Here is a 12,799-nt window from a genome sequence, read left to right on the forward strand (position 1 = left end):
ATATCAATAACGCGGCCTCCTAACACTTTCCGGATGCCTACTTCTTTGGTTTTCTGGGCAACAAAGAAGGAAACGAGTCCGTAGATACCCAGGCCACCGATAAAGATGGCCAGGAGGGAAAACAGTTTGGTCAACGCCAGGAACTGTTGTTCTGATTTGTACATTTCGGCTACGCGGTCGTCCAGGAAGGCGTATTCGAAAATAAAATCGGGGAAATAAGGTCTCCATTGTTGTTCGATATACCGGAGTGTTTCTGGGGTATTAGCCTGATTGATTTTGATTCCTAATTCCATATACCATTGATCTGGATCGTATGCGATAAATACAGGGCTTATGGCATCCTCGAAGTTCTGATCGTGAAAATCTTCTACTATCCCCACGATGCGAGCATGGTAATCATTACCGATATTTATGGGTTTGCCTACTAACTCTTCAGGGGAATTTATTCCTACTTTTCTGCCGAAGGTTTCATTGACCAGTACTTCATCTAAAGAATCTTTTTGAATAAAATTCCTGCCCGCAATGAGATTAATGCCAAAAGTATTTAAGTAGTCCTTATCCGCAAATTTTGACTGAATCAGAAAGTCTTCTTTTTCAGGGTTGTTATTAAAATAAACGCTCTTACCTAAACTGTTAACAGGCGCTCCCGGGCTTGTAAAGCAAACAGAAACCTGTCTGATATTAGAAGACCGGACAATCTTGTTTTTTAAGGACATTAATTTAAAAGATCCTATATCATCTACAGGAAGTTTTACCATAACGATTGCGGTAGTATCGTAACCTAAATCAGTACTTGTAGCGTATTTAATTTGTTTTCCGATGACCAGCGTAGCGATGATCAAAACCATGGAAATAACAAACTGACTGGTGACCAGTATCTTTCGGGTCAGCGAACCACCGGTATCTTTCTGAGTCAGTTTTCTTTTCAGGGCGAGGACAGGGGCGATCCTGGCCAGGATAATCCCAGGATAGCTTCCGGCCAGAAAAGCAACGCCTACCAGGAGTATAGCGATAAAAGCGGCAAACCGGAAATTTAACAAGGCGGATGCCGAAAGGGAAAAGTTGAAGGTGTTGTTAAAGAGTGGTAGAAAGAGAAGACTTAACCCGAGCCCGATGACCAGGGCAATAAAAGTCATGAGAAATGTTTCGGCCAGGAACTGCCGGAAAAGTTGGTCCCTGAAACTTCCCAAAACCTTTCTTATGCCAACTTCCTTCGAGCGGTAGACGGATTGGGCCGCGGAAATGTTGATAAAGTTAATACAGGCAATAAGGATAAGGAAAAAGCCGATAGCCCCGAGGATCCAAAGCAGTTTTACATTGATGCCACCACTGTAGTGCGAATCGAAATGGATGTCCTGGAAAGGCTGTAGTTTATAATAGTCTGTACCCGTGGGTTCAGCGTGGTATTTAGTGGGCCATTCCTTCATTTCCTCCTCTATTTTTAAGGGATCCTGATTGGGCCTTAACCGTGTAAAACACTGTAAACTGGTGCTTAATCCTGTCCAGTTTTCACGGGAAACCCATGCAGTTTTAAGGGTGTTGAAGGAAATAAAGATCTGGGAAGTTACCATGGTGTTCTTTGGAAGATCTTGTAAGATTCCTGTAACCCGGATCGTTTCCTTATTTTCCCACACAAAGGTTTGATTGATGGGATCGGTATCGCCAAACAGCTTTTTTGCCATTTCCCGGGTGATAATAGCCGTATTTGGAGCCGCCAGCTCATCCGAAAAATCCTTATCGAGAAGGGGGTAATTGAATATCCGGAAAAAATCCGGTTCGACGAAAGCAACATCCTGTTTATAACGCAGGGGGGATTCTCCCGAATTTACGGTAATTAACCGCCCGCTCCAATTTACTATCTTGGCTACCTTCTCCGCATAATTGTAATCGTTCTTAAAAACATTGGGCAGTGCACGGGGAACAGTTGCCGTATATTCAATATTGTCTTTGTGCTGTTCAGTTACGAGCCTGTATATCCGGTCTGCATTTTTGTGAAAATTATCGAAAGTCAGGTGAAACTGGACAAACAGAAAAATAAGAATAGCACAGCCAAAACCCAGGGCCAGCCCCAGGATATTGATCAGGGCTACGCTTTTCCTCTTCCGGATACTTCTCCACGCTATTTTGAAATAATTCTTGATCATAGTTTTTCAAGTTTTTGTTCCCATTTCTACTTATTCTCCCCCTTGGGGGAGATGCCGAAGGCAGAGGGGACTATTCGCTCCGCAAACTTTTTACCGGATTTGCGGTCGCAGCCCTATACCCCTTGTAACTGACAATAAGTAGCGTTAAGACCAGAACACAGCCTATAGGGAGGGCAAAGACCCACCAGTTTATCGATGTTCTGTAGGTATAGTTCTGTAACCAATCGTTCATAAAATACCAGGCGATGGGGGAGGCGATAAGCCCTGCAATAGCAATCAATTTGAAAAAATCTTTGGAGAACAATCCGAGAATATCAATAACGCGGCCTCCTAACACTTTCCGGATGCCTACTTCTTTGGTTTTCTGGGCAACAAAGAAGGAAACGAGTCCGTAGATACCCAGGCCGCCGATAAAGATAGCCAGGAGGGAAAACAGTTTGGTCAGCGCCAGGAACTGTTGTTCTGATTTATACATTTCGGCTACGCGATCGTCTAAAAACTTATGCTCAAAAATAAAGTCGGGAAAATAGGATGACCATTGCTGTTCGATGTGATGGAGAGCTTCTTTGGTGTTTGCCCGGTTGATTTTGATCCCTAATTCGTTATACCAGTCTTGCCGCGGATCCGGGGCTATAAATACAGGGCTGATGGTTTCGTGAAAATCCCGGTCGTGAAAATCTGCCACAACGCCTACGATTCGCCCTTGAATATAATCATGGCTTATATTTATTGGCCTTCCCAGTAACTCTTCAGGAGAGTTCAAACCCAGTTTCCTGCCGAAGGCCTCATTGACCAGTACTTCGCTCACAGAATCTTTTTCAAAGAAATTTCGGCCTGCAACAAGTTTTAGATCAAAAGTGTTGAGGTAATCCTCATCACCCATTTTTGCCTGAATGGAAAAATTCTCATCTTCAGGGTTATGATTAAAGGTAACACTTGTTCCCCAATCGCTGATTGTCGCTCCCGGGCTCGAAATGCAGGCGGAGACCTGCCTTATGTTTGCGGATTGGGAAATCTTATTTTTCAGGGCTTTTAATTGTATGGGTTCTATATCTTCCGGAAGAGATACCATAACGACAGCCGAGGTATCATAACCCAGATCGGCATTTACCCCGTATTTAATTTGTTTTCCGATAACTATAGTTACAATAATTATGACCATAGAGATGACAAACTGGCCGGTAACCAGCACTTTTCGGGTTACGGAACCGCCGGTATCCCGCTGTGTAAGTTTTCTTTTTAAAGCCAATACAGGAGCGATCCTGGCCAGAATGATTCCGGGATAACTCCCTGCCAACAAGGAAACACCTACCAAAAGAACCAACATAAAACCGGCAAACCGGAAATTTAAAAGTCCATCTGCCGAAAGGGGAAGATCAAAAGTGTTATTAAAAAAAGGAAGGAATAACACACTTATACCCAATCCGATCATCAGGGCGATAAGTGTAATAAGAAATGTCTCGGCCAAAAACTGCCGGAAAAGTTGATTTTTAAAACTTCCCAAAACTTTCCTTACGCCAACTTCCTTGGAACGGTAAACCGATTGGGCGGTGGAGATATTTATAAAATTGATACAAGCGATAAGAAGCAGGAAAAAACCGATACATGCCAATATCCAAAGCAACCTGGTATTTATGCCGCTATAGCGCGAATCGAAATGGATGTCCTGGAAAGGTTGCAATTTATAGTGGTGTACGTTTTTAGAATTAGGGCGGTGTTTGAGTACCAATTCTTCCATTTTCCGCTCTATTTGCAGCGGGTTTTGATTGGGCCTTAGTAATGTAAAACATTGTAGACCACCGATTATACCACCCCATAGTTCCCCGGAAAGAAGATCATTGTAACTTGAAAGGGTTTTAAAGGAAATAAAAATCTGAGGGGTTATCAGAGTATTATTTGGCAGGTTTTTCAGCACGCCCGTAACCCGGATAGTTTCCTTGTTTTCCAGAACAAAGGTTTGGTTGATGGGGTTGGTATCACCAAATAGCTTGTGAGCCATTTTTTGGGTTAAAATCGCCGTATTGGGCTCGGCTAATTCATTCGAGAATTGCTTGTTGAGAAGAGGGAAATTAAAAATATAAAAGAAATCAGGCTCCGTAAAAGCGATATCTTCTTTAAGGCGAAGGGACTCTTTGCCTGAATTTAAGGTAATATGTTGCTCTTCCCAACTTACTATTTTCGCAACTTTTTCCGCATAATTATAATCGGTTTTAAAAGCATTCGACAGGCCCGGGGGGACGCTTGGATCGTATTCAATATTGTCTCTGTGTTGTTCGGTTACGATCCTGTAGATCCTATCCGCATTTTTGTGGAAGCCGTCAAAAGTCAGATGGTAGTTAATAAAGAGAAAGATAAGAATAACACAACCAAAGCCCAGGGCCAGTCCCAGGATATTGATCAGTGCTACGCTTTTCCTTTTACGGATACTTCTCCACGCTATTTTGAAATAGTTTTTGATCATTTTTTAGCTTTTTAGTTTGGGAGTTATGGAGTTCGTTCTCCCCGGACTTCCCAACTTTATAATCTATTAGCTGTACCGCGGTAAAACCGTACACGGAACTTAACATCTTCTTTCAATAACTCCTCAACTCCAAAATTCATTTCTTCTTAGTTGTCAGGCTAACCGGTTGTTGTGCTGAGCAACCGGATAACCCAACAGGTTTTTAAACCTAATTAACTAAACTAAAATCTTTCATTCGCTCCGTAAGCTTTTTACCGGGTTGGCCGTTGCGGCTTTTATGGACTGTGCGCTCACCGTTATCCCTGCTATGAGTATTGCGACAGATCCGGCCAGGATGAACATCCACCATTGCAATTCAATACTATAGGCAAAGCTGTTCAGCCATCGATGCATTGTATACCAGGCGACCGGTGAGGCGATTACAATAGAAATAAGTACCAGCCTGGTAAAGTTTCCGGACAATAAGGTGACAATATTGGTTACGGAAGCACCGAGGACTTTCCGGATACCGATCTCTTTGGTGCGCTGTTCGGCAGTAAAGGCCGCCAGGGCCAATAGTCCCATAACGGAGATCACCATGGCCAGGATACCGAAATACCTGATTAATGTACTGATCATGGTGTCTGTTCTGTATAGTTTTTCGTATTCCGTATCTAAAAAGTGATATTCAAAAGGGTAATTGGGATTGAATTTTCGGGTCAGTTTTTCAAGGTCTTGTATGGCTTCTGCAGTTTTTCCGGCACGGGTCTTTACCAGCATTTGGGAAGAGTTCTGAGGATCCAGACAAAGGACCAGGGGAGTTATGGGCATATGTAATGACTGTATGTGAAAATCTTTCATCATACCTATTACCGGAGCTTCTCCGTTCCAGAAACTGATCTGTTTGCCTACCGGGTCTTCCATTCCCATCAATTCTGCCGTTGATTCATTGATGAGGTAGGCCAGGGTATCGGTCCGGAAATCTTTGGAGAAGTCTCTTCCCGCGGCGAGTTCTATATTCATAGTTTTTATGAAATCATATCCTATATGCATCACCGATACATTGGTTTGCAGGTCCGGGTCTTTTCCGGGCCAGGAAAGATCACCGGAAGACGAACCGATATCAATGGGAAGCATAGCCGAGGTCGTAGCGTTTTCTATTGCCGCAGATCGTAATACTTCCTGTTTAAAGGGTTCCATCTTGTTGTATAATTCTCCTTCCAGTGGTATAGAAAGGACCCGTTCCCTGTCCAGCCCGAGGTTCTCAGAACGCATGTACTGCATCTGTCCGTTAATGACGATCATGTTGATAATCAGAAAAATAGATAGGGTAAACTGGAACACCACCAATGACTTTCTGAGAAAAGCAGCATTGAGAAATCCGGGTTTCAGTTTGTTCTTTAAATTGTGAATAGGGGATATGGCAGAGAGGTACAGGGCCGGATAACTACCGGACAGGAATCCCGTAATCAGTAGTAATGCAATAATACTTATCAGAGTGGTTGGGTCGGTAATGTCCATTTCTATCGGCCTGCGTAGGAATCTGCTAAATGCTGGAAGCATAAGCTTTACGAGACCAAGTGCCAGGAGCAGCCCCAGCAGACTGGTCAATATCGATTCACTTATGAATTGTTTGAAGAGGGAGTTTCTGCCCGCTCCGACGACCTTTCGTATTCCCACCTCTTTGGCCCGCAGGGAAGAACGGGCAGTAGCCATATTCATAAAATTGATGCATGCAATAGCCAGGATAAAGAGGGCTACGATCATAAATATACGTATGTATTCGATCCCTCCGCCACTGGGTTTGCCGTTTTTGTAATCGGAATACAATCGCACGTCTTTAAGCGGTTGCAGGATCGGGAGAACATCCATATCGGCATATTTCGGATAGATCCCTTTCATATTGGTTTCGGCGTTCTCCGGGGTCGCTTCCGGATGCAGGCGTACATAAGTGCGAAGCATCGTATTCCCCCATAGTTGCATCCATTCCTGTTCCGTTTCCTTAAAGTTTATAACCCAGTCCAGTTGTACCGTAGAGTTGGAGGGAATATTTTCGATAACCGCCCCCACGGTATAGTCCTTGTGATTATTGAGCCGTATTGTTTTTCCAAGGGGGGAAATGTCCCGGAAATATTTTTCGGCCACATTACGGGTTATGACAATGTGGTCCGGAGAGGTGAGGGCTTCTTTCGGGTTACCCGCTATTGCCGTAAGCCGGAATACGTCAAAGAAGTCATCTGAAGCATAAAGTCCGTTTTCCTTGCCGGCCTTTTCCCCGAAATTGATCAGGAGGTCCCTGTTATACGCAAGTTTGGTAACAAAAGCGACTTGGGGAACATCTTTTTTCAATGCTTCAGCAAGAGGAGAAGGGGTAACGCCACTGGTAACGATCTTTCCGTTAAAGTCAGAATTACATCTGACAAAATAAATATCTTCATAACCGGGATAAAAGCGGTCATAACTCATCTCATCCTTTACCCAAAACCATATCAGAAGGCTGCAAAACATCCCTAGGGCAAGCCCTGCAATGTTGATCATGGAATAGAATTTATTTTTCCAAAGATTCCTCCACGCTATTTTAAAATAGTTTCTGATCATAACGGTTTGGTTTATTCGGTTCGCAGGCTTTTTACGGGGTTCGCGGTGGCAGCTTTTATGGATTGGCCGCTTACGGTAGCCAAAGCAACGATCACGGTGATGATCCCTGTTGGGATAAAAATCCACCATTGCAGTTCTATCCGGTAGGCAAAATTCTCGAGCCATCGGTTCATTGCATACCAGGCAATAGGAGAGGCAATGATAATGGCTATCAGTACCAGTTTTATAAAATCTTTGGACAGTAAGGCAACTATATGGCTTACGGAAGCGCCGAGGACTTTACGTATACCGATCTCTTTGGTACGTTTGCTCACTGTATAAGCCGTTAAGCCGAGTAGTCCCAGGCAGGTAATAAACAGCGTAAGGATAGAAAATACCGAAACGATCTTCCCGAACCGTTGGTCGGCCTTGTATTGCTCGTTAAACATCTGGTCGTAAAAATAAAAGTCGAAAGGATGGCCGGGAAACTGTGCTTTCCAGGCCGATCCTATTCCGGCTACTGTTTTTTGTATATCTTTTGTGCGAAGCTTCACGGCGTAAAAACTTGCCCTGTTACTATGCCAGTGTACCATGGGGAGTACGGCTTCTTTTAAAGACTGTTGATGATAGTCTTTAATCACACCTATGATCTCCGCCTGTTTGGAAAACCAGACACTTACTTTTTGGTTCACTGCTTTTTCAGGGCTTTCAAACCCTAATAGCCTGGAAGCTTCTTCATTGATGATCAGTTCGTTCAGGCTTACAGATCCCGGCCTGAAGTTTCTTCCGGCGGCCAGTTCGATCTCCATCATGGGAATAAAATCGGCATCGATACTATAGAGATAATAAGTGTAACCCTTGCCCTTTTCGGAGTTGTGTTGTGTTATGCCGGTGGAGCTCAGTTCATGAAGGCTGATCCCCGGAAGTGAGCCGGAAACCGACACTTTTTCCACATCAGTAAATTGTAATAGTTCGTTTTTAAAGGCCCGGCTCTGGGCCAGGCGCAAGGAATCGGTTCCAAATTTCGGTGCCCTGATCACCAGTGTTTCTGATGTGTTTATCCCCAGATCCTGGTTCTGCATATAGGAAAGTTGCTGGAACACAATAAATGCGGCCGACAGTACGATCAGTGCTATGGCGAACTGCCCGACCACGAGGACTTTTCTAAACAGATTGCCTTCCCTGGACCCTGTGAATGATCTTTTAACAACAGAAGCAGGCCTGGCGGAAGAAAGATTAAACGCAGGATAAAGCCCGGACAGCAGGCAGTTAAAGAGAAATAGTCCGGCACAGGTGATCCAGAACATGGACGTCGTGAAAAAATCGACTTCAACAGGTCTGCCGATCAACCGGAAATAGAAGGGGAGTACCCCCCAGATGAGGAGTAAGGCCAATACCATGGCTGTCAGGTTGATCAATAGTGTTTCGGTGAGGAACTGGCCTATCAATGATCTCCTGTTGGAACCCAATACTTTCCGCATGCCCACCTCGCCAGCTCTTTCGGAGGCACGTGCCGTAGCCAGGTTCAGATAGTTGATCGAACCTATTAACAGGATGAGGAAAGCTGTGATAAACAGAAAACGCACCGTTCTTATATTCCCGTTGACCTCAGGCTCCCAGCTTTTATGAGAGTGTAGGTGTATATCCTTGATCGGTTCTGCTACTGCAATATTATCCGGATCGGGGTCCTTTTGTTTTTCCCTGGAAAAATGGAGCAGCTTTCTGTTAAATACTTCCAGGTCGGGGTTTGGGGCCATCAATACATATGTGTAATTGTTAGCGGCTTCCCATGAATTTAGATCCCATCCCATATTGGTATAAGAAGAAAAAGAAAGCAGCATCTCGATCTTCAGGTGGGTGTTAGGTGGAGAATCCTTAATAACCCCGGTAACGGTGAATAAATGCTCCCCGTTTTTTACGGTTTTCCCTTTTGCAGGTTCATTACCAAATAAACGTTTGGCCAGGGATTCAGTCACCACTGCTTTCATGGGAGCGTCTAATGCGGTGGAAGGGTCGCCCTGGATAAATTCATGGTGAAAAATGTCGAATATAGAGGGGTCTGCAGCATAGATCTTATCGATCCGGTAAATCTGGTTGTTATATTCTATTTCATTGTCGTCCTCCATCAGTTCTACCCGGACATAATCCAACACCTCGGGTATTTTCTCTTTTAATGCCGGGGCCAGGGGAGGTACGGTTTCACAGTCTGTAGTTATAAGCTGTGAGCCTTGATACTCCTCAGAGGTAACCCGGTAAATACGATCTGCATGTTCATGGAAGTCTTCATAACTATACTCAAACTTCACGAAATTGATGATCAACAGAAAAGCAGCCGATGCTATAGCCAATCCCACAATGTTAATCAGGGAATAGAACCTGTCTTTCTTCAGGTTTCGCCAGGCGATTTTGAGATTATACTTTAGCATGATGTTTTGGTTGGTCGTTTTATTTTACACCAGGATATTCTCCGCTACTTTCTGTCCGTCCAGCATCCTGATGATCCGGTGGCTGAACTTGGCATCGTGTTCGCTGTGCGTTACCATAATAATGGTAGTTCCCTGCTGATTCAGTTCCGTAAGGAGGTCCATTACCTCGTTACCGTTGCTGCTGTCCAGGTTTCCCGTGGGCTCATCCGCCAGGATAAGTTTGGGACTGTTCACCACAGCCCTGGCTACGGCCACCCTTTGCTGCTGTCCGCCGGAAAGCTGTTGCGGGAAGTGATTTTTCCGGTGCATGATCTGCATTTTTTCGAGGACTTCGTGTACCCTTTCTTTACGGTCTGCGGCTTTTACTCCGGTATAAATAAGCGGTAATTCCACATTTTCAAATACGGTAAGTTCGTCGATGAGGTTAAAGCTCTGGAATACGAAACCGATGTTGTGTTTGCGAAGGTTGGCCCGTTTGCGTTCGTTAAAACCGGCGACTTCGATGCCGTTGAAGATAAAACTGCCCCCGTCCGGGTCATCGAGCAACCCCAGGATGTTCAACAGGGTCGACTTTCCGCAACCGGAAGGACCCATAACCGCTACAAATTCCCCTTCCTTTACGTCAAAGGAAAGTTTGTTAAGCGCAACTGTTTGTACCTCTTCCGTGCGGTAAAACTTTTCTAAGTCGGTAATTTTTATCATGGATGTGTTTTTTTAAAGTTGGAAGCTCGAAGCACGGAGCACGAAGTGGCTTTTTCTTCATACTTCATGCTTCGCACTTCGTGCTTATCTAATTTTCTTCCTGAAAGCGACAGTCATGTTCATGAGGTCGAAGCAATTTTTATAAAAAGTATTAAAATTTTCATTTGAAATGTATTTTCTCCTTTTAGCTTTGTATAAACAGGTTACGACTTCCGCTATGGAACGTATGGAATAGCCTAAAAACTTTTGGTATTCGGCTTTTGATTGTAAAATGGAGCCTTCCGAAATATTCAAAGCAACGGAGTCGGCTGCCCTTCTGATTTGAGAAGACAAATGGAAATTTTATGGCAAGTGCATTCATTTCTTCTCCCAGATCCATTCCTTTTTGCCAAATAATCAAATCTTCAAACTTAAATTTCATGGTGTTAGCTTTAAATTAAACTTTGGATGTAGAACTCCTGACTTCGAACTTCGAGCTTCGTGCCTCAAGCTTAGCCCATCAATTCAAAACCAATTCCTGTATATCCCCAAAGTTATCATATCCGGAGGTAACTACCTTATCTCCGGGCTCTAAACCTTCCAGAACTTCGTAATATTCGGTGTTCTGGCTGCCGAGGCGTATTTCCTGTTTGTAGGCGCTCTTGCCGTCTTCACTGACCTTAAATACCCAGTTGCCGCCGGTTTTCTGAAAAAATCCGCCTTTGGCCAGGAGCAGCGCTTCTTTTTCCTGGCTGAGGGCCAGGCGGATCTGCAGTGTTTGTCCGCGGCGTATACCTTCCGGTATTTCTCCTTCGAAATGCATGTCTACCTGGAAACGGCCATTGGTAACCTGTGTATATACTTTTCTGATGACCAGGGTGTAGGTTTCATTTTTAAAGGTAAAAGAACCGAACTGCCCGTTGTATATTCTCGAAATATAGTGTTCATCAATGTCGGCACGTACCTTAAAACCGCTGAGCACATCTATTTGTCCCAATCGTTCACCCTTGATTTTGGATTGCCCTATTTCCGCGTCGAGGGAGGTTAACTGTCCGTCCACAGGTGCTCTTACCACCAGGTCCCCCACTTTTTTGCGCATCAGGTCGAGGGCGTTACGGGTCCTGTTATACGAGCTTTCCGCCTGGTCCAGTTCCTGCCTGGAAGCCATGGAATCCTGTTTAACGACTTCTCTGGCCAGTTTCATTCGTTCTTTCTGGTAGTTATAATTGTTTTCGGATTCCAGTAACTCCTGTTTACCAAGAGCTTTTTCGTCGAAGAGTCTTTTATTCAGTTCGTAAACCCTTCTGGCTTCGACAAGGTTGTTTTCCACATCTGTTAATTGATTAAGCCGGTTTATAGTGTTCTGTCTCGCGGCATTTTGTTGTATCTGCATCTGGGTGAGTAGGTTGTATACTGACGTTTCCTGGTTTACCAGGCTGAGTTCCAGGTCGGTGTTGGACAAGCGCAGGATAGGATCGCCTGCTTTCATCACGGTCCCGTCTTCCACAAATTTTTCTTCTACCCGTCCGCCTTCCACGGCATCCAGGTAAATAGTGGTAATAGGTAGTACGATACCGTTAACCGGAATGTTTTCCTGGAAAACCCCGCTTTTTACTTCACTTATGGTAATACGTTCCGTATCCACATTGAGTTTGGACCCTCCCGTGGAGGAGATGATCGTAAAGATAATAAGGGATAAGAGTAAAACACCCCCAGCCAGCATAATAATACGGGAAGTGGTAAAACGTTTCTTTTCAATCGGAATGTCCATAAAGTGCAATTTGATTTACCACTATAGCATTATCGTGCCAAAAATATAAAATGCTGTTTTATAGTTTATTGATTCTTTTTTCAATAGAAAAGGTGTTCGGTTTCGATACACTTTATGTTCGCTGGCAATACACTTTTGTGCTCCGGGAAATTAGGATTGGTACTTTTTTCATTAAAGGGGATTATATTGTAATATTGTAGAGATGAGTTGCAGGTTACAAGTTTCAGGTTGCAGGTTGGTTTGATCAAATACAGAATATAATGGCCGGTATTAAAAGGTTTGAAGATTTAGAGGTATGGCAGCTTGCCAGGGAAATCTGTAAAGATATTTGGAACCTTATAGAGTCAACACCACTTAAAAACGATTATAAATTAAGAGAGCAGATGAATGGCTCTTCAGGATCCATAATGGACAATATAGCAGAAGGGTATGAACGTGATGGAAATAAAGAATTTATTCATTTTCTCAGTATTTCAAAAGCTTCCTGTGGAGAGCTACGTTCTCAATTATATAGATGTCTGGACAGAAATCATATTAATTCAGAAACTTTTGAAAGAACGTACGATAAGTTAGTTTTAACCAGCAAAAAAATAAAGTATTTTATGACCTATTTACAAAAATCAAACAGAAAAGGCTCTAAATATAATTACGATTAAATTACAAACTGCAACCTGCAACCTGCAACTTGTAACTGAAACTTGCAACCTGCAACTTGTAACCTGTAACTTGCAACCTGCAACTTGTAACCTGTAACTTGCAA

At 43.7% G+C, this 12,799-nt stretch carries 8 protein-coding genes; 1 reads left to right on the top strand and 7 read right to left on the bottom strand.

Features of this window, described 5'->3' with window-relative positions:
- The 7 genes from ACVBDU_RS21370 to ACVBDU_RS21400 all read right to left on the bottom strand — a co-directional run.
- Positions 1-2,144, bottom strand: a 2,144-nt coding sequence (locus ACVBDU_RS21370; protein WP_447181726.1) for an ABC transporter permease, incomplete at its 3' end; no start/stop codon positions are given.
- Positions 2,145-2,214: 70 nt separating this feature from the next.
- Complete coding sequence (locus ACVBDU_RS21375) at positions 2,215-4,605, bottom strand: ABC transporter permease (protein WP_447181727.1); 2,391 nt, start codon at positions 4,603-4,605, stop codon at positions 2,215-2,217.
- 231 nt (positions 4,606-4,836) lie between these two features.
- Positions 4,837-7,182, bottom strand: a complete 2,346-nt coding sequence (locus tag ACVBDU_RS21380; protein WP_447181728.1) for an ABC transporter permease — start codon at positions 7,180-7,182, stop codon at positions 4,837-4,839.
- 11 nt (positions 7,183-7,193) lie between these two features.
- Positions 7,194-9,587: an ABC transporter permease gene (locus ACVBDU_RS21385; protein WP_447181729.1), complete on the bottom strand. Its 2,394-nt coding sequence runs from the start codon at positions 9,585-9,587 to the stop codon at positions 7,194-7,196.
- 24 nt (positions 9,588-9,611) lie between these two features.
- Positions 9,612-10,289 (bottom strand): ABC transporter ATP-binding protein, encoded by a 678-nt coding sequence (locus tag ACVBDU_RS21390; protein ID WP_447181730.1) that lies wholly within the window; start codon positions 10,287-10,289, stop codon positions 9,612-9,614.
- A gap of 84 nt (positions 10,290-10,373) precedes the next feature.
- Positions 10,374-10,622 (bottom strand): four helix bundle protein, encoded by a 249-nt coding sequence (locus ACVBDU_RS21395; protein ID WP_447181731.1) that lies wholly within the window; start codon positions 10,620-10,622, stop codon positions 10,374-10,376.
- A 166-nt stretch (positions 10,623-10,788) separates the two neighbouring features.
- Positions 10,789-12,039, bottom strand: coding sequence for an efflux RND transporter periplasmic adaptor subunit (locus ACVBDU_RS21400; protein WP_447181732.1), 1,251 nt, complete (start codon positions 12,037-12,039; stop codon positions 10,789-10,791).
- Between the two features lie 260 nt (positions 12,040-12,299).
- On the opposite strand from ACVBDU_RS21400, the gene ACVBDU_RS21405 reads away from it, so the two are divergent.
- On the top strand, positions 12,300-12,695 hold the full coding sequence (locus ACVBDU_RS21405) for a four helix bundle protein (RefSeq protein ID WP_447181733.1): 396 nt from the start codon (positions 12,300-12,302) through the stop codon (positions 12,693-12,695).
- The last annotated feature ends 104 nt before the right edge of the window (positions 12,696-12,799 follow it).

The organism is Sinomicrobium endophyticum (genome assembly GCF_052983315.1).

Excerpts from the sequence above, each read along its gene's own strand:
- ACVBDU_RS21375 (WP_447181727.1), bottom strand. The coding sequence starts at position 4,605 with ATGATCAAAAACTATTTCAAAATAGCGTGGAGAAGTATCCGTAAAAGG.
- ACVBDU_RS21380 (WP_447181728.1), bottom strand. The coding sequence starts at position 7,182 with ATGATCAGAAACTATTTTAAAATAGCGTGGAGGAATCTTTGGAAAAAT.
- ACVBDU_RS21385 (WP_447181729.1), bottom strand. The coding sequence starts at position 9,587 with ATGCTAAAGTATAATCTCAAAATCGCCTGGCGAAACCTGAAGAAAGAC.
- ACVBDU_RS21390 (WP_447181730.1), bottom strand. The coding sequence starts at position 10,289 with ATGATAAAAATTACCGACTTAGAAAAGTTTTACCGCACGGAAGAGGTA.
- ACVBDU_RS21400 (WP_447181732.1), bottom strand. The coding sequence starts at position 12,039 with ATGGACATTCCGATTGAAAAGAAACGTTTTACCACTTCCCGTATTATT.
- ACVBDU_RS21405 (WP_447181733.1), top strand. The coding sequence starts at position 12,300 with ATGGCCGGTATTAAAAGGTTTGAAGATTTAGAGGTATGGCAGCTTGCC.